Genomic DNA, 24673 nt, shown 5'->3' with positions numbered 1-24673 from the left:
AAGGGGGCAATTCGCTGGTACTTTTTCCGGCATGTCGCAGAAGAACGAGATCCCGAATTTCTTTGTCTATGGCGTGCCGAGCCGCGCGCTTGACGTCGGATTCCTGCATGTGGAAACGGTCATGGACCGAAAAACACTGCATTTTGGGCATGTCGCATCCCATAAACACCCGCTGATGGGGCAGATCACCTATTGGTACAAGGGCGGCGGTCGCTACCGGATCGAGGATCGGACTTGGAATTTTTCCGCTCCGACGATCAGTTTCGTACCGAGCAACATCATTCACGGATTCGATGTCGACGATCAGTCCGATGCCATCGTCGTCTCGATATCGGACGATACCCTAAAGGCTTTGGCACCCCAGGTGGATTTAAGCCTTGATGTGCCGACCTTTCTGACGGCGCAGCCGGACGATCCTGCCTGGCAGAAGATCGACACGCTGTTGCAGATGGTGAGTGCGGAATATCGCGAGCGCGGCGGCCAGAGCGAAAAGGTCATGCTGGGGCTGATCGGCGTTGTACTGTCGCTGATGAGTCGGCTTGGCGGCAGCGCGGCGCTGCCTTCGGCTTCGCCGACCGTGGCGCTCGCGCTCGCGCTGCGGAGCGCCATCGACCGGCATTACAAGAGCGATTGGCCGGTCGGCGACTATGTCGACCTGCTCGCCACGACGCCGCATCTGCTCGATAAGGCGGCGCGCGAGGTATTCGGGCACAGCGTCAAGGAGATGCTTTTGGACCGACGGCTGCTGGAAGCCAAGCGCCTGCTGATGTTCACCATCCGCTCCGTCGAGGACATCGGCCGCGAAGTGGGTTTTGAGGATCCAGCCTATTTTTCGCGCTTTTTTCGCAAGCGGATGGGGGAGGCGCCGGCGGCCTGGCGGCGCCGGAATTTGGAGCGGGAGCCATCGGGTAATGATGCGGCGTAACGCGGACGGGTCGCTTCGACGTGTTCGACATATCTTGATCGATCAGATTCTCCGGTAGCGGGCGCGGAATTCGCGCGGCGTGCAGCTTTCGCGCTCATGGAATAGCCGGGAGAAGTAGAATGGATCATCGAATCCGACTTTCGAGGCGATGATCTCGATCTTGTCGTCCGTCATCGTCAGCAACTCCTTGGCGCGGTCCATGCGCAGGCGCAGCTGAAAGGCTTTCGGCGGCAGCCCGACTTCCGCGGTGATTTTCCGTCGCAGCGTTGCGGGTGACATGCCGTATTCGGCGGCAAAAGCTGTCATATCAAGGGATTGTGTTGCTCTTTGGCGAAGCGTCTCGATGATTTCGCCGATATCCGAGCCTTGCTGAGGGGAGGGAACGGCCTGGTTCGCCTGCCGCGCAGCCAGAATGACGATCTGATGGAGAGCGGAGGCGGCAGCGGCTCTCGACAGATTGGTATCTTCGATAAGGTCGTCGTGGATCGTGCTTAAGAGACGCTGCACGCTGTCGAGGTTGCGCAGGGTAATGAGCGGATTCTGCTCGCTGATGAGGCGGAGGCGCAGAAAGTCGCGTACGAGAGAGCCTTCGAAAAGCGCCCATCGTTCGCTCCAACCTTCAGCATCGGGGCCGTAAGAGTGCTGGCGGTTAGGGAAGAGCCAGAAGAGCGCCGGGCCCTTCACGCCTCTGCGACCGCCGGCATCGGTTTCGAGAAAGCCCTGGCCGCTTTCGACGAGAACCACCGCATAGCTCGGAAGCTTCCGTGCTCTAACGGCATGCATGGCATGCTGCCTGCCGCTGCCGGTGACCGACAGTCCTCCGGCGGCCGCAAGTGGCGAGCGGTAAATGGCATGTGTTGCCGGTTTCATGGTGAGCGAAAAGTCCAGTATCACTTTCGTCCATGTAGTGAACCATCGCTAACAGCTAGATTCAATGGGCAATCAATTCAAACCGTGGGCGAGTGAAATGTCGATTCCCATGCAGGCCGTGCCCTCCCGCGAGAGTGCACTCAACCTTGTTGCCAATGGAAAGGTTCTCTCCAACGCGCCGCATCGGCTCGGCTATCTCACCCCGACCGAGCCGGGCATCGGTATGGAGGCAATCCGCCGGCTTTATGAGGAGAACGGCTATGTATGGCTCAAGGGTTTCCTGCCGCGCAGGGACGTGATCGATTTTCGCGGCTGGGTCTTCGGTCATATGGCGAAGACAGGGCTGATCGACGAGGGAACGGACCCGAGGGATGGCATATCCTCGGCTTCAGCGCCGGAAGGCCGGGATGTCGATTGTTGCCTGATGTCGCTCGTGCGCTCGGTCGCCTATGAGGGCTTTTGCGCACAGCCCCGTCTTTCGCGCTTCATGGACGAATTCCTCGCGGGCATCTCCTATCTGCACAAGCGCAAGATCATGCGCCATGTGCGGCCGGGAGCGACGACGGCGACACCAGCCCATTACGATCTGGTTTATCTTCGCGGCGGCACCAGCCGGATCGTGACGGCATGGATACCGATCGGCGATATCCCGATCGAAATGGGCGGTCTAATCTATTTGGAGGGATCGCACGCGATCGGTGCCCGGATGGAGCACGAGTTCAGCGAAAAGAACAAGGATCTCAGTCCTGAGGAACGCGTGAGCGCCTATAATCGAAATATGACGGAGGGTGGCTGGGTTTCGAAGGATCTGCCCGACATGGCGGAACGCTTCGATACGCGCTGGCTGGTCGCCGACTATGAGGCGGGCGACGTCATGCTCCATTCACCATTCATGATCCACGCCTCGACCACCAATCAGGACAGGCAGCATAGACTGCGGCTTTCCACAGATATTCGCTATCAGAACGTCGAGGATGAGATCGATGCACGATGGAACAACCACTGGACGCTCGGCGACATGCTGTGATTCAGGTTTGATCCTGTTGCAGGCTCGTTCGAGGCGTGCCCCAATTGTCACCCTTTAGCACGCGTTCGATTTCCTCGACACGGTCGCGACGGCGCTTCAGCCGTTTGCCGATGCGGCCAAACCAGCGTTTGCGCTTGGTCGCCTCGCGGCTTGCCTGTAGCTGCTCGATGAAGACGTCGCCGACGGACCCATTTTCGAGCCGGTCGAATATCCAGCAGAAGGACGCAGGCAATTTAGCCACCTTGAATTGCGGCTTCGCGCTTGCCGCATCCTCGGTGATGATTTCCTCCAGAACGACCTGATCCCACACGTCAGGCTTGGCAAGGCATCCTTCCCGCCATCGCTCAATGAGCTGCGCCGCGCCAGGCGTATCGTTGATGAGAATGGTCGCGCTGATAAGGCGTTCATCGCCTTCATAATAGACGGCAATGTCGCATTCGAGTTTACGAAGCTCCGGCCAGGGATTGCGGTGGAAGACGGCATCGACGTCGACATAGAGCATAGGCCCGCGCAGCCTTGCCCTTTCCTGAAGCAGGAAGCCGGGTTTCAGCCCGGCATTCAATACCCAGCTGCCGGCGTTGGGCACTGCCGTTGCATAGACCTTCAGCCCGATCCGCTCCGCCGAATGGGCCATACGCTCCTTTTCCTGTTCGTAAAAACTGCCCTCTGTAAAAAATGCCACAATCGGGCCGTCGGCGTCGGTTGCCTTGGCTGTGCGTTCGGCCAGATCCCGTTTGGCTGGGAAGGGGACAATCAATGCACGCTGCTGCGGACTCCAGGGGCGAATTTTATTGAGGATATTCAAGAAGGCACCTTCGGGGTTTGTAAGCTTCAATCGATACCCGCCACCTTGAAAGCGTTGCGGATGAGCTTGAAAGCGTTGCGGATGAGATTGAGAGTTTGGATGAATAGGCATTTTGGCTGGCCGATGGCGGAAACGTCACATCGCTGGCGTTCGTACCGGATTGGCAAACCGTTTGATCTTCGCTAATCGATTGTCATGTCCGATAATGTCATCAAGTTTGAACGCCGTCCGAAGCCGAAACCGCCGAAACAAACGCCTCCCTGGCTCAAGCGTTTGTTGGCGATCCTGGCCGTCATTGCGTTTTTCGTAGCAGCCTTTGCTTATTTCACGCTGAAGAGCGGCGCAGCCGGCCCAACATTCTGAGCCGTTCAAGACCGCTCCCCTTGCTTTTCGTAGAAAGCCGTCGAGCCTGGACACAGTTCATCTCGGCAAGATTTTCTTTTGCTGAAAATGAAGGCGTTTATCTAGATACTTCAATTATTTAACGGAAATACTTTGTGTCCCCGCAGCTTGGTCGCGGGTGGAAGTTGATCCCTGCGTTTCTATATTTCAGGGATGTTCATGGTCTGACAAACAGGAAGAGGAGCAGGACATGACATTGACCTCGCAAGACGTCACCACCGTACTCGGCCCTGTCGACGAGACCCTTATCGCCGATATCGTTGCGACAGGCGCAACGCCGACGGAACTGTCGGAGGCATGGGCTTGGGTCAACAGCGATGAGGCTTTGATCGGCGAGGGCCGCCATCTGCCGGCCGGTAAGGTGGCTGCGCTGGTGGATCTGCTTTCCGCCGACGACGAGGAATGGGAAGAGTAGCAATTGGTGTTTTCAAGGCCTGATGCTAGCCATGCCGCCACCTCTATGCGGCATGGCTGCAGGCTCTAATATTCCTAAAGCTCGACTTTCGCGTTGTCACCCATGTCAGGTCTCGAATTCGAGACTGCAGCCGCTGCCATCTTAATGTAGCTGATGATGCTGCCGGGACTATCCCAGTATTCGGCGAAGACAGGCGTTACCTTCAAAACGCGGATCGAGGGATCGTCGGCACTATCCCACCACGCTCTGGCGCCTGTGGACCAGAGATCCCTGACGCGTTCGCGGTCGTTGCCGACTTCAGCCGTCCCGGATATCGAAACATATTTTTGACCCCGGGTGTCGGCGAAGGCGAGGCAGACATTCGGCCAGCGCGCGATCTCCTCATCCTTGTGGCCCGCGACATCCGTCAGGAAATAAATCGCATTTTCGATCGGTTCGGGATGAGCGGCCATCGGCCGTGCGCGCAGGCTTCCGGATATTTGCGTGGTCAGCATGCAAAAGCCGATCTTGTCGACCAGCTCCCAAACGCGGGCGTTCTCGTCGGTGTCCGTCATGGCTGTCTCCTGGTTTTGATTGCAAAGAGAGGGAGTTGAGCTGAGATCATCCGATGAAGGGGCCTATGGCTGTTCGCGAGTGCCCGGTGCGGCTTCACGCTGGTCCGCATCGTCAAGGTCGCTCTTCACGACGAAGGCGTCGCCATGCTGGCGGACGGCTTCTTTTTCCGCTTCGATATTGGGCACGTCGTCAGGAGCGCGCTCTTTGACGTGTTCCGACGCCGCGTCGATCTCACCTTTGGTCTGGTCGGCGGGAACCGATCCAGCGCGATTGCGGGTGGCATCATGCTCGGTCTTCGAGTTGCCATTGTCGCGTCGCGTGTCTGTCATTTCGCTCATCCTGTTCGTCTGATCCGTGAAGTCTCGCGTCATTTTGAAGATGCGCGGCAGAGAGCCATCCGTGGTGCGGGGGCGACTGGCCACGTCGGTCAAACCGCGCGGCGCGCTCATTGTTCCGTACTCGCGAGGCAAACACCGATTTCCTTTGTCGATGGAGGCCAGAAGGCTGGGCGGAATGGAACCTTGAACCCGAATTTGCGTCTTCCTAAGTGAGTGACAGCCGAGGCTTTATGAGCTCGGTCACAATCACGTCTCTCAGGAGTGACCAAAATGGAAGAAAGAACAAAAACCATCGAAGAACTCAGCGTGGAAGAGCGCGAGGAAATTCTCATCGATGTTGCGAAGACATTGGAAGGCAATGCGCGTGAGGCCCTCGTCGAAGGCAACAAACAATTCGCCATCCTGTCCACCAATATGGCGGAAGCGATCCGCGTCAATGCAGACGAGCTTGCCCGCGACGATCCGGAAAATGCGGAACGGCTTTTGCAACAGGCTGTCGCAATGATCTCGCAGTTCAATGCTACTCATCCTTACCGATTGGTCAGCACGGCTGTTCACTAAGAGGCCCCACGCCTCACTTCTCGTTTCGACAACACGACCCGGAGGATTTCGATGTCAGAACTTGTTGTGCTTGGTTTCGATGATGCCGACAAAGCGGACGCCGTCCTGAACCGCCTCGTTCAGCTCGAAACCGCCTCGTTCAGCTCGAAAAAGAATATCTGATCGATCTGGAGGATGCCGTCATCGCCGTTCGTGATGAATCCGGAAAGGTTCGTCTGAAGCAGAGTGTCAATCTGACGGCGGCAGGCGCCGCAAGCGGTGGTCTTTCGGGCGCTCTCTGGGGTTCGCTCGTTGGTCTGCTTTTCCTCAATCCTCTTGCTGGGCTCGTCGTCGGCGGTGCAATCGGTGCCGGCTCCGGCGCTCTTGCCGGATCGATGGCCGATTACGGTATCGACGACGATCTCATGAAGCGTCTGGCCGAAACCATTCCGGCGAAGAGTTCCGCGCTTTTCCTCCTGATCCGCAAGGTTCAGCCGGAAAAGGTGCTTGCCGAATTCAAGGGCGAGCATGCGCGGCTGCTGCGCACCTCGCTGTCGCCCGAGCAGGAGGCGCGGCTGCGCCAGGTGCTTGTCGACGAGACCTCACCGACGCCTGAGGCTTCCGCCACCGTCTGAACGTAAATCCGGTCTCTACTCCTGTCGTCGACGGAGGCTGTGCTTTCAGGAAGCACAGTGGCGCAAGGATTGAACGGCGCGCTCGCCACTACCTGCGCGCCTTCCCTAATCGCGCAAATACTGCCATTGTAGGTCATGCGGTCATTCACTAGCGGCAGCAGGGAGAGGGCAAGCCCCGAACGGCCATTGTCAGCACACGTTTCCAGGCGAAAACTTGCGCGATGACCGATCCTGTAATTCGTCAAAGCCAGCCGCCGTCAAAACCCAAAACATCGCTGATTCAGACCAAACGCGCGGCGCTGCAGGCGTTAAGGGTCATGATCGCGTGCACGATCACCTATGCCATTTCACAGCATCTCCATCTCCAGCAGGGCTATTGGGCCGTCTTCACGGTCCTGATCGTCATGCAGGCGTCGGTGGGCGCGACCGCCGGAGCGGCTTTCGACCGGCTGGTTGCGACAGTCGCAGGCGCCGTGCTCGGAGGTATTGCGGTCTTCGTCACGCCGCAGGAGCCGCTTGCGATTGGCATTGCCCTGATCTGCGTCGTCGGCGTTTCAAGTTTCGTGGCAGTGCGCGTGCCTCGTCTGCGCAATGCCGGACTGACGGCCGCGATCGTCATGCTGACGCATTCCGCCGCCGTTCCCGTCGAGATTTTCGTGATCGATCGCATTGCCGAAATTACCCTGGGCGGTGTCGTCGGCGTGCTCGCCAGCCTGTTCATCCTGCCGACGCGTTCGCGGACCATGGTGTTGGATCGCTTCGGGTCGGCGCTCGATGTCATGGCGCAGATTTTGCGAAGGCTTGCAGCCGGGGTCGAAAAGGGGGAGCCTGTATCGGCCACCGAGGCAAATATCGCCCTGCGTCAGTCCTTGATGGCGACGGAAGCGCTTTTGACCGACGCGCAGCGCGAGCGCGCCTTCTGGCTGACACGACAGGGAATTTCGGAGGCCATTCCCCGTTCGCTCTGGCGCATCCGCAACGACATGACCTATCTCAGCCACATTGTGGAAACACCTTTCCCGCCGGCGATTGTCGAAGCGATCGGGCCGCAGGCGGGCGGAATGCTGGAGGCACAGGCCCGCTTTGCGGAGGCATGCGGCCGGGCGTTGCGTGCCGGTGGTGAAATCGATCCGGATGTGCTTTCGGCAGGCGACGCGGCTTTTGACGCCGCGTTCAGCACTCTTCAGACTTCCGAGGCCGCCCAGTCGATGGGATTTAGCGAAACGGGCCGGTTGTTCGGTCTCGATTTCACATTGCGACGCATGCGCCAGAATTTTCTCGATCTCGCCGACCGCATCCGCGAAAGCAATGTCAATTGAAAGGCTGCAGCCTGAATTTTCGGTATTGGCGTTGATCAAATTCTGATCAACGCCCCGACTTCTCTTTCGATTCCGCGCGTTCGACGCGCTCCGCAAGATGGTTGTGATCGGAGATGAAGAGTAGGGCCTTCCAATATTCGACGGCCTGCGGTCGTGGAACAACATTTGCTTATATACGGAACGCCAAATGACCGGCCCTAGCGGATAGGGTCGGTCATGGAGCCTACGGGCCTTGCCGGCCAGAGCAGGGATTATTTGTTGAGCGCATCCTTCAGCGCCTTTGCAGGCGTGAAGGTCAGCTTCTTCGATGCTGCAACCTTGATGGTCGCGCCCGTTCCGGGGTTGCGTGCTTCGCGCTCCGGCGTATCCTTGACCTTGAACTTGCCAAAACCCGGAATGGAGGTTTCGGCGCCGGAGGTCGCGGCTCCGGTGATGGCGGCAAAGACGGCTTCGACGATTGCCTTGCCCTGTGCCTTGGTTAGCTTGTGATCTGCGGCAATCTTGTCTGCAATTTCATTGGTAGTGGTCATGAGGCTTCCCCCGCATTGATAACGGCGGAATCATTTCCATTGGAGATGCCCAATGTCACGAGGAGTTCTGCCATGAAAGGCCGAGAAAGCCTGCATTTCCACAGGTTCCGACGCATTGGCGCCATTTTGGAGGTTTTCCGCGGGTGATTTTCCAGGCGAAGACCTGATCCTGCAGCCGATAGAGAGCGATAAACGAGTATCCGCAGAAGCCGGCGAATCTCCGGAAATGGAGGAACCTTGGGGCAACGGCGCATCTTTTCACCATATGGACACCCGCTATGGCGGCGCGATCGGGGTGGCCTTTCGCTAGTTGGCTCTATAGAGGCTTGCTCACGATGGATAAATGGAACAAGCAATGGAACACGAGATCAAGATAGACAACCGCGGCGATTTCGGACTGTGGGCAATCGAGGTCGCAAAGCAGATCATCAGCAGTGAGGGCTTTGAACTGGCAAGAGCAGCACGGGACGGCACGGACGACGATGTCCGCGCGGCCGGCAACGCACTTGGCCAGGCGATCACCAACGCAATGATGGAAGTCTATGATGGCCTGATCGATAGAGCTGATGAAGATTAGGATCGTCTTAGATCGTTGCTGCCGAGCATCCGCATACGGATAGATTGGTTTGGTTGAAATCCAAAAGTTTCGCCAACTTAAAATCGCAGCCTTACAATCACGAACAGGCATCCCCATATGAAGGCAAATTCGTCTTTCTGCCCTATGACAGGAGAGCCAATGTTCAGTGCAGTGCCGCGCTTTGCCAAGATCGCAACCATCGTCGTCCTCGCCGCCGCGTCGTCCGTGGCGACCTTTGATGCCGCCGATGCGCGCCGGGCTGGATCCAGCGGCTTCGGAAGCCGTGGAACGCGCACCTTCGATACCCCGGCCATTACGAGGACAGCGCCCACGCAGGCCGCTCCGATCGATCGGTCGATGACGCAGCGGCCGCCGCAGCAGACGACGACCCAGCCGCCGCTTGGCGCGCCCCAGCGTCCGGGCCTTTTCGGCGGCTTCGGCGGGTCGATGATCGGTGGCCTGATCGCCGGTGGCCTTCTCGGCATGCTACTCGGCCATGGTTTCGGCGGTGGCATCGGCTTTCTCGGAATGCTGCTGCAGATCGGTTTGATCGTGCTGCTCATCAGCTTTGCGATGCGCTTCTTCGCAAACCGGCAGCGCACGCAATATGCAGCACCCGGATCTGGGTCGTCCTACAATATGAACCCGATGAACAATGCCGGCGCATCGCCGCGTCCTTCCTTCTCCATCCCGTCCATCGGCGGCGGAGCAGCGGCCGCCCAAAAGATGCGCCAAGCCAATGACGAGATCGGGCTGCAGCAGGCCGATCTCGATCGTTTCGAGCACCTTCTCACCGAAATCCAAACAGCCTATGGCGCCGAGGATTATGCGGCAATACGTCGGCTGACCACGCCGGAGGCGATGTCTTATCTGGCCGAGGAGCTCGGTGAGAACGCTACCAATGGCGTGCGTAACAGCGTTTCCGATGTGCGCCTGCTGCAGGGTGATATCGCCGAGGCCTGGCGTGAGGAAGATGCCGAGTACGCAACGCTTGCAATGCGTTACTCGAGCATCGACGCGATGGTCGATCGCACGACCGGAAAGCTTGTGGATGGCGACGACCGCAATCCTTCCGAGACGACGGAACTCTGGACCTTCGTGCGCAAGCCGGGTTCGGACTGGAAGCTTTCGGCGATCCAGGGAACCGGCCAGCATTAAACTTGAACGGAAGCCAGTTGGAGATTGCCCCGCGCGGAAGCCGGGGCAATCGGCTGGTCCGGCGCAGACACGAGTCCTCGCAAGGCGGGGCTTGGGTTTTATTTGCGCCTTTTCGGTCGCGGCGCTGTCCGAAGGCCATTCGTCTTTTTCAAAGTTCTCCAATGCCAATATGAGACAACTCTCAGGTGAGTGCTTTGGTGCTTCCTCGAGCGTCTAGCGCATCGGCTATGGAGCGGCTACGCGCGCCATTGAGTGCTATAGTGTGGATGGGAGCAGCGCAGTAGCGCAAGAATCAAACCTTATGCTTGGAGGAGGCGAATGAGGGCAGTCCGTTTGGAAGCGATCGGTGATATGACCATGCGCATGGTCGAGAAGCCGAGCGCCGGGCCGGGAGAGATCATCGTCCGGGTTCTCACCGCCGGCATCTGTGGGTCCGACCGGCACATGTACAAGGGCGAATATCCGACAGCGATCCCGGTGACCCTGGGTCACGAGTTCTGCGGCCGCGTGGAAGAGGTGGGTGAGGGTGTTTCGTCATTTGTAGGCGGAGAACTCGTCACGGTCGATCCGAATATTGCCTGCGGTACCTGTCCTGCCTGCCGGCGTGGGCGGCCGAATCTATGCGCCAACCTCGCGGCTATCGGGGTGACGCGGGATGGCGGCTTTGCCGACTATGTTGCGGTTCCCTGCGGTCAGGCGTTCACGCTGCCCCCAGATCTCGATCCCGTCCATGGCGCTTTCTGCGAGCCGCTGGCCTGCTGCATCCATGCCATCGACAAGGCACAAATCCGTCCGGGCGATAGCGTTGCCATATTGGGCGGCGGCGTCATCGGCCTGCTCATGGTCCAACTGGCCCGTTTGGCCGGCGCAGACCAGATCATCCTTGTCACGAGACAGCTGTCGCGGCGCGAGGCGGCGTTGCGCCTGGGAGCGACGCTGGCCCTCGACCCGACGGCGATCGATGCGGTTGCCGCCATCAAGGACGTGACCCATGGCGGCGTTGACGTCATCATAGAATGCGCCGGCGTTCCCGAAACGCTTCAGAGCGGCGTTCGGATGGCGCGGCGCGGCGGTGCTTTCGTCCTCTTCGGTGTAACGCCGGCAGGCCTCGAAGTGCCCATTCTGCCGTTTGATCTGCTCGTCAATGAGGTTGAGGTCAGGCCGGCCTATCTCAATCCCTTCACCCACGCTCGCGCCGCCGCCATGGTGGCAAGCGGGATTCTGGAGCTGGATTCGCTTGTTACGAAGACGATCGGCCTTGAAGACGTCGCAAGCGTGGTTGGCAGCGCGCCGCTGGCCGGCGAAATCAAGGTCATAGTCCGGCCCTGAGCGCCGCTCACATTCATGTGCGAACGGGACCGGTGGAGCCGCGCCGGATCAAGCTGGACAGGCACTTTGATGAGGGTGTCCATTCGCGGCGTGCTATCGGTCCGGTCTTCATCGATCAGGGACTCCAATCGTCGGACGGGCTGACTCTTCGAACGAGTTGAGCAGCACAGGCCGGCATCTGCTTCGCATATGAACAGACTTTCAGGCCGTCATCATCCGCACCGGCATTTATAAGATTTTTATATCTTCCGCTTTCCCGCCGTCTCGAACCTTAATGCGGTTCGGTCGCATATTGTGTTCGGAAGATGCACCCCAAGTGATCTTTCTGGTCGGCAGGAAAAAAGAGGCGCCCTGAGCAAGGGCGCTCTCCATCGTTTCTGCATTCAACAATAACAATCAAGGAATCGCGATCGATGATGGACATTCTTCTTGTCGGGATCGGCGTTTTATTCTTCCTCCTTTGCGTCGCTTACACCAAGGCCTGCGACAGCCTCTAGTCGGAGAGACGGCAATGCTTCTCGATTACATTCTCGGTGGCGGCGTGACGATCTTTCTCACCGTCTACCTGGTCTACGCTCTCATTCGCCCCGAGCGCTTCTAACAGCGCTTCATAGGGAAAGTTACCTCCATGACCTTCAACGGATGGCTTCAGATCCTCATTTACATCGGGATCCTTCTCCTGCTCGTCAAACCGCTCGGCGGTTACATGACACATGTCTTTACCGGCGAGCGTACCTTCCTCTCCTTCGTCCTCCGTCCTATGGAACGGGGGCTTTATCGTTTGGCCGGCACGGATGAGCGCGAAGAGCAGCACTGGACGACCTATTCGGTTTCCATGCTGCTGTTCAGCCTCGCCGGCTTTCTCGTTCTTTACGCGTTGCAGCGCCTGCAAGGCAGCCTGCCGTATAATCCGGCCGGCATGACCGCCGTCGGACCTGAGCTGTCCTTCAACACGGCAACGAGCTTCGTCACCAATACCAATTGGCAGAATTACGGCGGCGAAAGCACGATGTCCTACCTCGTGCAGATGGCCGGTCTGACGGTGCAGAACTTCGTTTCCGCGGCAACTGGCATCGCGATCGCCATCGCGCTGATCCGTGCTTTCGCGCGCGCCTCCGGCAAGGCGATCGGCAATTTCTGGGTCGATATGATCCGCGCGACGCTCTACGTCCTGTTGCCGATCTGCATCGTGCTGACGATTGCTTTCGTCTATCTCGGCGTGCCGCAGACGCTCGGCCCCTATGTTGACGCGACGACACTCGAAGGCGCCAAGCAGACGATTGCCGTCGGTCCCGTCGCTTCGCAGCTTGCCATCAAGATGCTCGGCACGAATGGCGGCGGCTTCTTCAATGCCAACTCGGCGCACCCCTTCGAAAACCCCGATGCGGTCTCCAACCTCATCCAGATGCTGGCGATCTTCGCCATCGGTGCTGCGCTGACGAACGTCTTCGGCCGCATGGTCGGCAGCCAGCGTCAGGGCTGGGCGATCCTGGCAGCAATGGGAACGCTCTTCATCGCTGGCGTTATCGTCACCTACTGGGCCGAAGCAGCAGGCAATCCGCTTGTTCATGCGCTCGGTGTCCAGGGCGGCAATATGGAAGGCAAGGAAGTGCGCTTCGGGCTTGCCGCATCCTCGCTGTTCGCCGTCATTACCACGGCAGCATCCTGCGGCGCGGTCAACGGCATGCTCGACAGCTTCACGGCGATCGGCGGCCTGATCCCCCTCATCAACCTGCAGCTTGGCGAAGTCATCGTCGGCGGCGTCGGTGCCGGTTTCTACGGCATCCTGATGTTCGTTATCATTGCGATCTTCGTCGCCGGCCTCATGGTTGGGCGCACGCCGGAATATCTCGGCAAGAAGATCGAGGCCAAGGAAGTGAAGATGGCGATGCTCGCCGTACTTTGCCTCCCCTTCGGGATGCTGATCTTTACCGCGATCTCCGCAGTGTTGCCATCGGCAGTCGCCGCTATCGGCAATTCCGGCCCGCATGGGTTCTCTGAAATCCTCTATGCCTACAGCTCCGCGGCAGCGAATAACGGCTCGGCCTTTGCCGGTCTGTCGGCCAACACCCCCTGGTACAACACCACGCTTGGCATCGTCATGCTGATCGGCCGCTTCCTGGTCATCGTTCCTGCGCTTGCGATTGCCGGCTCGTTGATCACCAAGAAGACGGTTCCTGCCTCGGCCGGCACCTTCCCGACGGATGGACCGCTCTTCGTCGGTCTACTCGTCGGCACGATCCTGATCGTGGGTGGCCTGACCTTCTTCCCGGCGCTGGCGCTCGGACCGATCGTCGAACATCTGTCGATGATCGCCGGCCAGACCTTCTAGGGATCACTGTCATGAGCCACCTGCTTTTGGCCAGGCTTAGAAAAGCTATCGACCCACGCCCCTTCGACAGGGGGCGTGGTCCGGCCGGGATGGCCTGCGCATCCGACGCCATCTTGCTGGCGATGGCTGCACTGTTCCTCGGCCTTGTCGTCTTCGGATTTTTGATCGGCTGATCGGCAGCGTTCCGATCTGACGTTTTCCTCTTCACGCTGGAGCCTCTTATGAGCCAGTTAAAATCAGCGAGTATTCTGGATTCTCGCATCCTCGTTCCGGCGATCGGCGCTTCGTTCACGAAGCTGAACCCGCGCACCCTCGCCAAGAACCCCGTCATGTTCGTGGTCGCCGTCGTTTCGATGCTGACGACCGTTCTCTTCCTCCGCGACCTCATTACCGGCGGCGGCAATCTCGGCTTCTCGCTGCAGATCAATATCTGGCTTTGGTTCACGGTATTGTTCGCCAATTTCGCCGAAGCCGTTGCTGAAGGCCGTGGCAAGGCGCAAGCGGATTCGCTGCGCAAGTCGCGTACCGAAACCCAGGCGAAGCTGCTCGTCGGCAACAGCCGTACCGATTACAAGATGGTGCCTGGCACCAGCCTCAAGGTTGGGGATGTCGTTCTGGTGGAAGCCGGCGATATCATTCCGTCCGATGGCGAAGTCATCGAAGGCGTAGCATCCGTCAACGAAGCCGCAATCACCGGTGAATCCGCACCTGTCATCCGTGAATCGGGCGGCGACCGCTCGGCTGTGACGGGCGGTACGCAGGTTCTCTCGGATGAGATCCGCGTGCGGATCACGGCGGCAGCCGGCTCGACCTTCATCGACCGTATGATCGCGCTGGTCGAAGGCGCGGAACGGCAGAAGACGCCGAACGAAATCGCGCTCAACATCCTGCTGGCCGGCATGACGCTGATCTTCGTGCTCGCCACCGTTACCATCCCGAGCTTTGCCGCCTATGCCGGCGGTTCGATCCAGACCGTCGTGCTCGTTGCGCTCTTCGTCACGCTGATCCCGACCACTATCGGCGCATTGCTTTCGGCGATCGGTATCGCCGGCATGGACCGCCTGGTGCGCTTCAACGTGCTCGCCATGTCGGGCCGCGCAGTCGAGGCCGCCGGCGACGTCGATACGCTGCTCCTCGACAAGACCGGCACGATTACGCTTGGCAACCGTCAGGCAACCGCCTTCCGCCCGGTTCGGGGCGTCAGCGAGCAGGATCTCGCCGATGCCGCCCAGCTTGCCTCCCTTGCCGATGAGACGCCGGAGGGCCGCTCGATTGTCGTGCTTGCCAAGGAGAAATATGCGATCCGCGGCCGCGATATGACGAGCCTGAAGGCGACCTTCGTTCCCTTCACCGCTCAGACCCGCATGAGCGGCGTCGATCTGGATGGTTCCTCGATCCGCAAGGGTGCGGTCGATGCTGTCGTCGCCTATGTCGAAGGTGCTGCCAATGGCAGCCACGAAGGTACTGCGGTCATATCCCGCACATCGAGCGAAATGCTGCGTGAGCTGCAGGCGATCGCCGATGAGATTGCCAAGGCCGGCGGCACGCCGCTTGCCGTTGCCCGTGACGGCCGCCTGCTTGGCGTCATTCATCTCAAGGATATCGTCAAGGGCGGCATCCGCGAGCGTTTTGCGGAACTGCGCCGCATGGGTATCCGCACGGTCATGATCACCGGCGATAACCCGCTGACGGCTGCGGCCATTGCCGCAGAAGCCGGCGTGGACGACTTCCTTGCCCAGGCAACGCCTGAAATGAAGCTGGCGCTGATGCGCCAGGAGCAGGCGCAGGGCAAGCTGGTTGCCATGTGCGGCGACGGCACGAATGACGCGCCGGCGCTCGCTCAGGCCGATGTCGGCGTCGCCATGAATACCGGCACCGTTGCCGCCCGCGAAGCCGGCAACATGGTCGATCTCGACAGCGACCCGACGAAGCTCATCGAGATCGTCGAGATCGGCAAGCAATTGCTGATGACGCGCGGTGCGCTGACGACCTTCTCCATCGCCAACGATATTGCGAAGTATTTCGCCATTATCCCGGCGATGTTCATCGCCTTCTATCCGCAGCTGAAGATGCTGAACGTCATGGGACTGGCAACGCCGCAGAGCGCCATCCTCTCGGCGATCATCTTCAACGCGCTCATCATCGTCGCGCTGATCCCGCTATCGCTGAAGGGTGTTCGCTACCGTCCGATCGGCGCCGGCGCGTTGCTCAGCCGCAACCTGCTGATCTACGGCCTCGGCGGCATCATCGTTCCCTTCATCGGCATCAAGGCCATCGACATGGCGATTACCGCCATCGGCCTTGCCTAAGGAGTTTCTCTCATGTTGAAACAAATCAGACCCGCGATCGTCATGATCGTCGCCACGACCGTCCTGACCGGCCTTGCCTATCCGCTTGCCATGACCGGTGTCGCACAGGCGCTCTTTCCCCATCAGGCCAATGGCAGCCTGGTGGAGAAGGACGGCAAGGTGATCGGCTCCAGCCTTATCGGCCAGAATTTTACGTCGGATAAATATTTCCACGGTCGTCCCTCGGCCACGACCGGCGCCGATCCGAATGACCCGACTAAATCGGTTTCCGCGCCCTATAATGCCGCCAATTCCGGTGGTTCCAATCTCGGTCCGACCAATTCGGCTCTGATGACACGCATCAAGGGCGATGCCGCAACGCTGCAGGCTCAGAATCCGAACGTGCCGGTTCCGATCGACATGGTGACGACATCGGGTAGCGGTCTCGACCCGCACATCTCGCCTGAGGATGCCTATTTCCAGGTGCCGCGCGTCGCCAAGGCCCGCAACATGGATGAGGCCAAGGTCAAATCGCTTGTCGATGCGGCCATCGAGCCGCGAGAGCTCGGTGTTCTCGGGGAACCTGTGGTCAACGTGCTGGCATTGAACCAGGCGCTCGATGCTTCTATGACTCAATGAGTTGAAGAGGTTGAGGCGATTAGCGCCGTCTCAACCTTATCAGGAAAGACGATCCGCGAATGGCAGATGAAAGCCGCGACATGTTGAGCAGGCCTTCTCCCGATGCGCTTCTCGAAAAGGCGCGGGCGGAAACACGCGGACGGTTGAAGATATTCCTAGGAGCGGCACCCGGCGTCGGCAAGACCTATGAGATGCTGATGTCAGGCAGGGCGAAGATCGCCGACGGCGTCGATGTTGTGATCGGCGTCGTCGAGACCCATGGCCGCCGCGAGACGCAGGCCCTGCTTGAAGGATTCGAGATCGTTCCGCGCATCAATGTCGACTATAAGGGCAGGGCGCTCGAGGAGATGGATCTCGATGCCATCCTGAAGCGCCGCCCCGAACTGGTGCTTGTCGACGAACTTGCCCATACCAATGCTTATGGCAGCCGGCATCCCAAACGCTATCTCGATGTGAAGGAGCTTCTCGACCGTGGGATCGACGTCTATACGACGCTGAATATCCAGCACGTCGAAAGCCTGAATGACGTCGTCTCGCAGATTACTCGCATCCGCGTGCGCGAGACGGTGCCGGATTCGATCATCGACATGGCAGATGATGTCGAGATCATCGATCTGACGCCGGATGATCTCATCAAGCGGCTGCATGACGGCAAGGTCTATGTCTCGAAGACGGCTGAGCGGGCGCTGACCAACTATTTCACGCCGGGCAACCTGACGGCGTTGCGCGAACTGGCGCTGCGACGCACCGCCCAGCGCGTCGACGACCAGCTCCTGACCCATATGCAGGCGCACGCGATCCAAGGACCTTGGGCTGCCGGCGAGCGTGTGCTTGTTTCCATCGATCATCATCCGCGCTCGGCATCGTTGGTCCGCTATGCCGCCCGCATGGCCGCGCGCCTGCGGGCCCCCTGGGCAGCCGTCTATGTCGAAACCAACCGCTCGATCAGCTTGAGCGAGGCGCAGCGCGATACGATTGCCGCAACACTCAGGCTCGCCGAACAGCTCGGCGGTGAAGCTATCACGCTTCCAGGCCGCGAGGTGGCGGAGGAACTGCTTCGCCATTCGGCGAGCAACAATGTCACCCACATCGTCATCGGCTCGCCGAAAATCGGCTCCTGGCGCGACTGGTCGCGGCGTTCGGTATCCTACGATCTCATCCGCAGGGCCGGCGACATCAGCGTCCATGTCATTTCCGGCAGCGAAGCGGATGGCGAGGCTGCAAGGCGGGGTGTCAAAGTGGCGCCTTCGCCGCCGCCTTTCCAGCTTCGTGGTTATGTCCTGGCAACGCTCTATGTCGCCATCGCGCTCGGTTTCTGCGTCATCCTCGACCAGGTGCTGGATGTGCGAAATCTGGCGCTCGTCTTCTTGATGGCGGTTCTGGCGAGCGCGGTGACGCAGGGCCTGCGCCCGGCGCTCTATTCCTGTTTTCTCGGCGCTCTTGCCTTCAACTTCTTCTTCCTGCCGCCGCGCTACACACTGACGATCAGCGATCCCGAAAGCGTGCTTGCCTTCTTTTTCTTCCTCGGTGTCGCGGTGATCGCGAGTAACCTCACGGCGACGGTGCAGCGCCAGGCGGTGGCGGCGCGGCAACGGGCGCGAACGACGGAAGACCTCTATCTTTTCTCCAAGAAGCTTGCCGGCACGGGTACACTGGACGATGTTCTCTGGGCAACCGCCTTTCAATTGGCGTCGATGCTGAAACTGCGGGTCGTGCTGCTTCTTCCCGAACGTGGCACGATTGCCGTCAGGGCGGGCTATCCGCCTGACGATACGCTCGACGATGCCGATATTGCGGCGGCGCGCTGGGCCTGGGAGCATAATCATGCCGCTGGCCGCGGCGCCGATACCTTGCCTGGCGCCAAACGTCTTTACGTTCCCCTGCGCACCGGCCGCACTGCCGTGGGCGTCATCGGTCTCGATAGCGACCGGCGCGACGGCCCGCTCTTGACGCCGGAGCAACAGCGGCTGCTCGACGCGCTCGCCGATCAGGCGGCTCTTGCCATCGAGCGCGTACAACTGGTTGCCGATGTCGACCGGGCGAAACTCGCCGTCGAGGCGGACCGGCTGCGCTCGGCGTTGCTGACCTCGATTTCGCATGATCTGAAAACGCCACTCGCTGCCATCCTTGGGGCGGCAGGCACCTTGCGCGATTATCTGGAAACCCTGCCGCACGAAGATCGCGTCGATCTCCTCTCGACCGTCATCGACGAATCCGAGCGCCTCAACCGCTTCATCGCCAATCTTCTCGATATGACCAAGATCGAATCCGGTGCGATGGAGCCGAATTATGCCCTGCATTATGCCGGCGACATTGTCGGCAGCGCGCTGCGGCGGGCGGAAAAGATCCTGGCGCATCACCGTATCGACGTGCAGATGCCCGTCGATCTGTCGATGGTGAAGGTCGATCCGGTGCTGTTCGAGCAAGTGCTCTTCAACCTGCTTGACAATGCCGCCAAATATGCGCCGGAAGGATCGGCCATTCGGCTGGAGGCCTGGTCCGATATCGACAACATTGTCTTCCGGGTAATGGACGAGGGACCGGGTATTCCGCCCACCGACCTCGAGCGCGTCTTCGATACATTCTACCGCGTACGCAAGGGCGATCAGGTGCGCGCCGGAACCGGTCTTGGCCTGTCCATCTGCCGCGGTTTCATCGAGGCGATGGGTGGCACGATTGCCGCCGGTAACAGAACGGATCGGCAGGGAGCGGTCTTCACCATCCGCCTGCCGAAACCAACAGATGTCCTGAAGCTGGATGAATTGAAATGAACACCACCGCCGTCAAGATTCTCGTCGTCGATGACGAGCCGCCGATCCGCAAATTGCTGCGCGTCGGTCTTGGTGCCCAAGGCTACGTCGTCAACGAGGCACAGAGCGCCGCATCGGCTCGGGTATCGGTCACCGAGGATCAACCCGATCTGATCGTGCTCGATCTCGGCTTGCCCGACAAATCCGGCCAGGACCTGCTTTTGGAATGGCGTGAGGATGGGGTGCAGATCCCGGTGGTCATTCTGTCGAGCCGCACCGATGAAGCTGGTATCGTCAAGGCGCTGGAGAGCGGCGCCGATGATTATGTGACCAAGCCTTTCGGCGTCAACGAACTTGCTGCCCGCATCCGTGTGGCGCTGCGCCATCGCCTGCAGCAGCAGGGCGAAAAGGCGATTTTCCAGACCGGCGGCCTTTCCATCGATCTCGTCAAGCGCATCGTCAAGGTCGATGGCAGGGAGATCAAGCTGTCGCCGAAGGAATACGACATCCTGCGCGTGCTTGCCCAGCATGCCGGCAAGGTCCTGACGCATCAGTTCCTGCTGAAGCAGATCTGGGGGCCGGCGGCCGATGTGCAGTATCTGCGCGTCTATGTGCGTCAGCTCCGGCAGAAGATCGAAGAGATTCCCGATCAGCCACGCTATATCACCACCGAGACAGGCGTCGGCTACCGGCTGCGTGAGCCTGATTGAGGCGGCGGAGATTTCGAGCCCATTATCGAGGCGATTTGGCCTCAGACTTGTGGCGATGAATGCCATTTCAGAATTTATTGCCGGACTTTGAGTGCGACCATGGACCTTTCCACGATCATTCTTCCCGAACACGTCTTCGTCGGCGTCTCCACTCCGACGAAATGGCGGGCATTGCAGATGCTGTCGTCGAAGGCAGCCCATTGCTTTGGCCTGGACGAGGCAGTGGTCCTGCGGGCGTTGGAGACGCGCGAAAAATTGGGCACGACGGGGATCGGCAATGGCGTTGCGGTTCCGCATGCCGCCATCGCTGCCATGACGAGGCCTCGGGGACTGATGGTGCATTTTGCACATCCCGTCGATTTCGAAGCCATCGACGACGTGCCGACGGAATGGGCTTTCGTGCTGTTGTTCGGAGAGGGTGGCCGGAGCGACTATCTGAACGTGCTTGCCGCGATCGCGAGGCGTTTGCGCACGGAAGGCGTTCTGACGGCGATGCGGCAGACAAAGAGCGCTGACGAACTCTATTCCGTCTTTATGTCCGACACAATTTGCTGACGACGCACTCGTTGCGCGTCTGATGTCATTCAGGAATGTGATTTCACTTTTCTGGATTCTATGGGATGCTGTTCTCCACGGTTGCCGAAAACGGGAACTGTCTTCGTTACTTTATACGACCAAGTTGGTAGGGTTTAAGGACAAACGAAGGGGGTGTATCATGCAGACGATAAAGCTTTCACGGCTTCTCGCCACGGCAGTTCTGATCGGCAGTTTCTCGATCGCGGCCATCGCGCCGACCTGGGCGGCGGACAAGACGCTTCTTAATGTTTCCTACGATCCGACCCGTGAACTCTATAAGGACTTCAACACGGCCTTTGCTGCCAAGTGGAAGAAGGACACGGGTGAAACCATCAATATCAAGGCTTCGCATGGTGGTTCCGGCGCGCAGGCCCGCTCGGTTATCGACGGTCTCGATGCCGATGTCGTGACGCTCGCCCTTGAAGGCGATATCGATGCGATCGCCAAGGCGACGCACAAGATTCCCGCCGACTGGAAGACCAAGTTCCCGAACAATTCCGTTCCCTATACCTCGACCATCGTTTTCCTGGTGCGCAAGGGCAATCCCAAGGGCATCAAGGACTGGGGGGATCTGGTCAAGGACGGCGTCGAAGTCATCACGCCGAACCCGAAGACATCGGGCGGCGCCCGCTGGAACATTCTGGCGGCATGGGCCTGGGCCAAGCAGGCCAATGGCGGCGATGATACCAAGGCGCAGGACTATGTCGGGCAGCTCCTGAAGCATGTTCCGGTCCTCGACACCGGAGCGCGTGGCGCGACGACGACCTTCGTGCAGCGTGGTCTTGGTGATGTCCTGCTCGCCTGGGAAAACGAGGCCTATCTCTCGCTCGACGAGCTCGGCCCCGATAAATTCGAAATCGTAACACCGTCCGTTTCGATCCGCGCCGATCCCCCGGTTGCCGTCGTCGATGGCAATGTCGACACGAAGGGTACGCGCAAGGTCGCGGAAGCATATCTCAACTACCTGTACTCGGATGAAGGTCAGAAGATCGCTGCGAAGCACTATTACCGGCCGATCAAGCCGGAAGCAGCCGATCCGAAGGATGTCGCTCGTTTCCCGTCCCTGAAGCTCGCAACTATTGACGACTTTGGCGGATGGTCTCAAGCTCAGCCGAAATTCTTCGCTGACGGGGGCGTCTTCGATCAGATCTATAAGCCGGGACAATAAGACTGAATGCATTCTATAACCCGCAAACGGTGGCGGTTACGGCAGCCGAGCGTCATTCCGGGCTTCGGATTGGCGCTCGGCGTTACCTTGGCTTGGCTCATCTTCATCGTTCTCATTCCGCTGTCAGGCTTGCTGTGGAAGAGCAGCGCCCTCGGCTGGCAGAATTTCTGGGCTTTGGCTCTTGATGTGCGCACGCTCTATGCGCTGCGCATGAGCTTCGGCGGCGCCTTCATCGCCGCGCTCGTCAATGCCGTGCTCGGACTTATCCTGGCTTGGGTACTGGTGCGTTACCGCTTTCCGGGTAAGCGCATCCTGGATGCCATGGTTGATCTGCCGTTCGCTCTGCCGACGGCAGTCGCCGGTATTGCCTTGACGACGCTCTACGCGCCGAATGGCTGGATTGGTCAGTTCCTGACGCCGCTCGGCATCAAGATCGCCTTCACGCCCGTGGGCATCGTCATCGCGTTGATCTTCGTCGGCCTGCCTTTCGTCGTGCGCACGGCACAGCCGGTCATGGAGGAGATCGACCGCGAAGTCGAGGAGGCGGCGGCGACCCTTGGTGCCTCGCGTTTCCAGACGATAACCCGCGTGCTGCTGCCGGGCCTCGCACCTGCCGCTCTGACGGGTTTTGCATTGGCATTCGCGCGCGCGGCCGGCGAATACGGATCGGTCATCTTCATCGCCGGCAACAAGCCCTATGTTTCCGAAATCGCGCCGCTGCTCATCGTCATTCGCCTGGAGGAATATAATTATTCGGCAGCGACGGCGATTGCGACGTTGATGCTATTTATTTCCTTCACCATGCTTTTGATCATCAACCTCATCCAGTCCTGGAGCAGAAGGAGGTATGGCTATGGCGCATGATCTTTCTGCACCAGTCGAAACGGGTCATTCCGTCATAACCGAAAGCCGGCTTGCGCGCATCGTCTTCATATTGATCTCGCTCGCGTTCCTGACGCTGATGGTGCTTCTGCCTCTCGCCGCCGTTTTCGTCGAGGCATTCCGCAAGGGGATCGAGACCTTCTTCGAAGCTCTCGTCGACGAGGAGACCTTTGCGGCCATCCGGCTGACGTTGATCGTTGCCGGTATCAGTGTGCCGTTGAATCTTGTCTGCGGCGTTGCCGCCGCCTGGGCGATCGCCAAGTTCGAATTCAAGGGCAAGGCCTTACTGACGACGCTGATCGATCTGCCCTTTTCGGTGTCGCCGGTTATATCGGGCTTGGTCTTCGTGCTGTTGTTCAATTCGAACAGCACACTCGGCCCTTGGCTGCAGAGCCACGGTATTCAGGTCCTGTTTGCGGTTCCAGGGCTGGTGCTGGCGACGATGTTCGTCACCTTTCCCTTCGTCGCGCGCGAACTGATCCCGCTGATGCAGGAGCAGGGTAGCGCAGACGAGGAGGCCGCACTTTCGCTTGGGGCGAATGGCTGGCAGACCTTCTGGTATGTCACTCTGCCGAACATCAAATGGGGCCTGCTTTACGGCGTATTGCTCTGCAACGCCCGCGCCATGGGTGAGTTCGGCGCCGTTTCGGTCGTCTCCGGCCACATTCGCGGCGAAACAAATACCATGCCGCTGCAGGTCGAGATTCTCTATAACGAATATAATTTCTCTGGGGCCTTTGCCGTTGCTACGCTCCTGGCTCTGCTTGCCCTTGTCACATTGATACTGAAGACGCTGCTGGAAATGCGCTATAGCGAAGAGATCGCAGCCAGCCGGCGTCACTGAAGGAATTCTTAATGGAAGTTCGCGTTCAAAACCTGCGTAAGGAATTCGGTCGCTTTCCCGCATTGCATGACGTGTCCCTGGATATCCGCTCGAGCGAACTGATCGCGCTTCTCGGGCCGTCTGGCTCTGGCAAGACGACGCTGCTACGCCTGATTGCCGGGTTGGAAACGCCCACGGAGGGCAAGATCTTCTTTGGCGAAGAGGATGCTTCGCTGAAGACCGTCCAACAGCGTAATATCGGCTTCGTGTTTCAGCATTATGCGCTGTTCAGGCACATGACGGTGCTCGACAATATCTCCTTCGGCCTGAAGGTTCGCTCGGCATCGCGGCGCCCGCCGCGCGATGAAATCCGCCGCCGTGCAACGGAGCTGCTAGAACTGGTGCAGCTAAATGGCCTGGAGAAGCGCTATCCAACGCAGCTTTCAGGCGGCCAGCGGCAGCGTGTTGCGCTGGCGCGGGCCATGGCCGTGGAGCCGAATGTCTTGCTTCTCGACGAGCCCTTCGGGGCTCTCGATGCGCAGGTGCGCAAGGATCTGCGCAAATGGCTGCGCGAGATTCACGACCGCACCGGCCACACCACCGTTTTCGTGACCCATGACCAGGAAGAAGCACTGGAGCTCGCCGATCGCGTCGTCGTGCTCAATAAGGGCGCGATCGAACAGGTCGGCACGCCGGACGAGATCTACGACACGCCGAACTCGCCTTTCGTTTATGGCTTCATCGGTCAGTCCAATCGTCTCAAGGTGCGCATCACCAGCGGTGAGATCTGGTTCGATGACAAGCCGCTGGGGCTCAGCACGCCGCATGAGCCCGATGGCGAAGCCTATCTCTATTTCCGACCCCACGATATCGAGATCCGCGACGGCGATGGCAGCGCGATCGCGGGGCTGCTCGTTGCCAGCAGGCGCGTGGCAGGCACCCGCCATCTTGAGATCAATATCGGCGCCGAGCACGATCCTATCGAGATCGAACTGCCGCCGAACAAGGCCGATGCATTGGATCGCAACCGCATCGCCTTCAGGCCAACGCGCTGGAAGCTGTTTCGCAACGGTGTCTGAC

26 protein-coding genes and 1 pseudogene are annotated in these 24673 nt (G+C 59.5%); 22 read left to right on the top strand and 5 right to left on the bottom strand.

What is annotated here, in order from left to right:
• The first annotated feature begins 31 nt into the window (after window positions 1-31).
• Window positions 32-925, top strand: a complete 894-nt coding sequence (locus tag AC13RE_RS16915; protein WP_488563779.1) for a helix-turn-helix domain-containing protein — start codon at window positions 32-34, stop codon at window positions 923-925.
• A gap of 42 nt (window positions 926-967) precedes the next feature.
• On the opposite strand, the gene AC13RE_RS16910 is transcribed toward AC13RE_RS16915, so the two are convergent.
• Window positions 968-1795: a helix-turn-helix transcriptional regulator gene (locus AC13RE_RS16910; RefSeq protein ID WP_488563778.1), complete on the bottom strand. Its 828-nt coding sequence runs from the start codon at window positions 1793-1795 to the stop codon at window positions 968-970.
• Between the two features lie 97 nt (window positions 1796-1892).
• Between AC13RE_RS16910 and AC13RE_RS16905 the strand changes: the two genes are divergently transcribed.
• Complete coding sequence (locus tag AC13RE_RS16905; protein WP_488563777.1) at window positions 1893-2822, top strand: phytanoyl-CoA dioxygenase family protein; 930 nt, start codon at window positions 1893-1895, stop codon at window positions 2820-2822.
• A 1-nt stretch (window position 2823) separates the two neighbouring features.
• Here the strand turns inward: AC13RE_RS16905 and AC13RE_RS16900 are convergent, their stop codons facing one another.
• On the bottom strand, window positions 2824-3456 hold the full coding sequence (locus AC13RE_RS16900; RefSeq protein ID WP_488563776.1) for a putative nucleotide-diphospho-sugar transferase: 633 nt from the start codon (window positions 3454-3456) through the stop codon (window positions 2824-2826).
• Between AC13RE_RS16900 and AC13RE_RS16895 the strand changes: the two genes are divergently transcribed.
• The gene (locus AC13RE_RS16895; RefSeq protein WP_488563775.1) at window positions 3448-3813 is read left to right on the top strand and encodes a hypothetical protein; all 366 of its coding nucleotides are present in this window, start codon (window positions 3448-3450) and stop codon (window positions 3811-3813) included. The genes AC13RE_RS16900 and AC13RE_RS16895 overlap by 9 nt on opposite strands.
• Before the next feature lie 406 nt (window positions 3814-4219).
• The gene (locus AC13RE_RS16890) at window positions 4220-4444 is read left to right on the top strand and encodes a hypothetical protein (RefSeq protein ID WP_488563774.1); all 225 of its coding nucleotides are present in this window, start codon (window positions 4220-4222) and stop codon (window positions 4442-4444) included.
• A 74-nt stretch (window positions 4445-4518) separates the two neighbouring features.
• Here AC13RE_RS16890 and AC13RE_RS16885 read toward each other — a convergent pair whose 3' ends face one another.
• Window positions 4519-4998: a pyridoxamine 5'-phosphate oxidase family protein gene (locus AC13RE_RS16885; protein WP_132718053.1), complete on the bottom strand. Its 480-nt coding sequence runs from the start codon at window positions 4996-4998 to the stop codon at window positions 4519-4521.
• A 63-nt stretch (window positions 4999-5061) separates the two neighbouring features.
• Window positions 5062-5328: a hypothetical protein gene (locus AC13RE_RS16880; RefSeq protein WP_488482651.1), complete on the bottom strand. Its 267-nt coding sequence runs from the start codon at window positions 5326-5328 to the stop codon at window positions 5062-5064.
• A 279-nt stretch (window positions 5329-5607) separates the two neighbouring features.
• On the opposite strand from AC13RE_RS16880, the gene AC13RE_RS16875 reads away from it, so the two are divergent.
• From AC13RE_RS16875 to AC13RE_RS16865, 3 genes and pseudogenes are all read left to right on the top strand, one after another.
• Window positions 5608-5898 carry a hypothetical protein gene (locus tag AC13RE_RS16875; RefSeq protein WP_112603924.1) on the top strand — a complete coding sequence of 97 codons (291 nt, stop codon included), beginning with the start codon at window positions 5608-5610 and terminating at the stop codon, window positions 5896-5898.
• A gap of 51 nt (window positions 5899-5949) precedes the next feature.
• Window positions 5950-6512, top strand: a pseudogene (locus tag AC13RE_RS16870) (DUF1269 domain-containing protein).
• A 221-nt stretch (window positions 6513-6733) separates the two neighbouring features.
• Window positions 6734-7831: an FUSC family protein gene (locus tag AC13RE_RS16865; RefSeq protein ID WP_488563773.1), complete on the top strand. Its 1098-nt coding sequence runs from the start codon at window positions 6734-6736 to the stop codon at window positions 7829-7831.
• Window positions 7832-8082: 251 nt separating this feature from the next.
• On the opposite strand, the gene AC13RE_RS16860 is transcribed toward AC13RE_RS16865, so the two are convergent.
• Window positions 8083-8361, bottom strand: a complete 279-nt coding sequence (locus AC13RE_RS16860) for an HU family DNA-binding protein (protein WP_015342821.1) — start codon at window positions 8359-8361, stop codon at window positions 8083-8085.
• Between the two features lie 355 nt (window positions 8362-8716).
• On the opposite strand from AC13RE_RS16860, the gene AC13RE_RS16855 reads away from it, so the two are divergent.
• From AC13RE_RS16855 to AC13RE_RS16785, 15 genes are all read left to right on the top strand, one after another.
• The gene (locus AC13RE_RS16855) at window positions 8717-8938 is read left to right on the top strand and encodes a hypothetical protein (protein ID WP_488563772.1); all 222 of its coding nucleotides are present in this window, start codon (window positions 8717-8719) and stop codon (window positions 8936-8938) included.
• 159 nt (window positions 8939-9097) lie between these two features.
• Window positions 9098-10096 (top strand): Tim44 domain-containing protein, encoded by a 999-nt coding sequence (locus AC13RE_RS16850; protein WP_488563771.1) that lies wholly within the window; start codon window positions 9098-9100, stop codon window positions 10094-10096.
• A 318-nt stretch (window positions 10097-10414) separates the two neighbouring features.
• Window positions 10415-11425 carry a zinc-dependent alcohol dehydrogenase family protein gene (locus AC13RE_RS16845; protein WP_488563770.1) on the top strand — a complete coding sequence of 337 codons (1011 nt, stop codon included), beginning with the start codon at window positions 10415-10417 and terminating at the stop codon, window positions 11423-11425.
• Window positions 11426-11936: 511 nt separating this feature from the next.
• The gene (kdpF, locus tag AC13RE_RS16840; RefSeq protein WP_041678183.1) at window positions 11937-12026 is read left to right on the top strand and encodes a K(+)-transporting ATPase subunit F; all 90 of its coding nucleotides are present in this window, start codon (window positions 11937-11939) and stop codon (window positions 12024-12026) included.
• Between the two features lie 27 nt (window positions 12027-12053).
• Complete coding sequence (kdpA, locus tag AC13RE_RS16835; RefSeq protein ID WP_488563769.1) at window positions 12054-13757, top strand: potassium-transporting ATPase subunit KdpA; 1704 nt, start codon at window positions 12054-12056, stop codon at window positions 13755-13757.
• An 11-nt stretch (window positions 13758-13768) separates the two neighbouring features.
• Window positions 13769-13930 carry a hypothetical protein gene (locus AC13RE_RS16830; RefSeq protein WP_488482659.1) on the top strand — a complete coding sequence of 54 codons (162 nt, stop codon included), beginning with the start codon at window positions 13769-13771 and terminating at the stop codon, window positions 13928-13930.
• Between the two features lie 48 nt (window positions 13931-13978).
• The gene (kdpB, locus tag AC13RE_RS16825; protein WP_488563768.1) at window positions 13979-16066 is read left to right on the top strand and encodes a potassium-transporting ATPase subunit KdpB; all 2088 of its coding nucleotides are present in this window, start codon (window positions 13979-13981) and stop codon (window positions 16064-16066) included.
• 12 nt (window positions 16067-16078) lie between these two features.
• Entirely contained in the window at window positions 16079-16684 is a 606-nt protein-coding gene (locus tag AC13RE_RS16820; RefSeq protein ID WP_488482661.1) for a K(+)-transporting ATPase subunit C, read from the top strand.
• A gap of 59 nt (window positions 16685-16743) precedes the next feature.
• Window positions 16744-19455 carry a DUF4118 domain-containing protein gene (locus AC13RE_RS16815; protein WP_488563767.1) on the top strand — a complete coding sequence of 904 codons (2712 nt, stop codon included), beginning with the start codon at window positions 16744-16746 and terminating at the stop codon, window positions 19453-19455.
• Complete coding sequence (locus tag AC13RE_RS16810) at window positions 19452-20144, top strand: response regulator transcription factor (protein ID WP_132718074.1); 693 nt, start codon at window positions 19452-19454, stop codon at window positions 20142-20144. The genes AC13RE_RS16815 and AC13RE_RS16810 overlap by 4 nt, the downstream gene beginning before the upstream one ends.
• Before the next feature lie 99 nt (window positions 20145-20243).
• Window positions 20244-20699: a PTS sugar transporter subunit IIA gene (locus AC13RE_RS16805; protein WP_112337311.1), complete on the top strand. Its 456-nt coding sequence runs from the start codon at window positions 20244-20246 to the stop codon at window positions 20697-20699.
• Between the two features lie 160 nt (window positions 20700-20859).
• Window positions 20860-21888 carry a sulfate ABC transporter substrate-binding protein gene (locus tag AC13RE_RS16800; protein WP_488482664.1) on the top strand — a complete coding sequence of 343 codons (1029 nt, stop codon included), beginning with the start codon at window positions 20860-20862 and terminating at the stop codon, window positions 21886-21888.
• Window positions 21889-21894: 6 nt separating this feature from the next.
• The gene (gene cysT, locus AC13RE_RS16795; RefSeq protein ID WP_015342835.1) at window positions 21895-22752 is read left to right on the top strand and encodes a sulfate ABC transporter permease subunit CysT; all 858 of its coding nucleotides are present in this window, start codon (window positions 21895-21897) and stop codon (window positions 22750-22752) included.
• On the top strand, window positions 22742-23614 hold the full coding sequence (gene cysW / locus AC13RE_RS16790; RefSeq protein WP_488482666.1) for a sulfate ABC transporter permease subunit CysW: 873 nt from the start codon (window positions 22742-22744) through the stop codon (window positions 23612-23614). Before cysT ends, cysW begins: the two co-directional genes overlap by 11 nt.
• A gap of 11 nt (window positions 23615-23625) precedes the next feature.
• Window positions 23626-24672: a sulfate/molybdate ABC transporter ATP-binding protein gene (locus tag AC13RE_RS16785; RefSeq protein WP_132718081.1), complete on the top strand. Its 1047-nt coding sequence runs from the start codon at window positions 23626-23628 to the stop codon at window positions 24670-24672.
• Window position 24673: the final 1 nt, after the last annotated feature.

It is taken from the genome of Martinezella sp. CNPSo 3959 (assembly GCF_057784355.1).
This window is presented reverse-complemented; position numbering and strand designations above follow the sequence as displayed.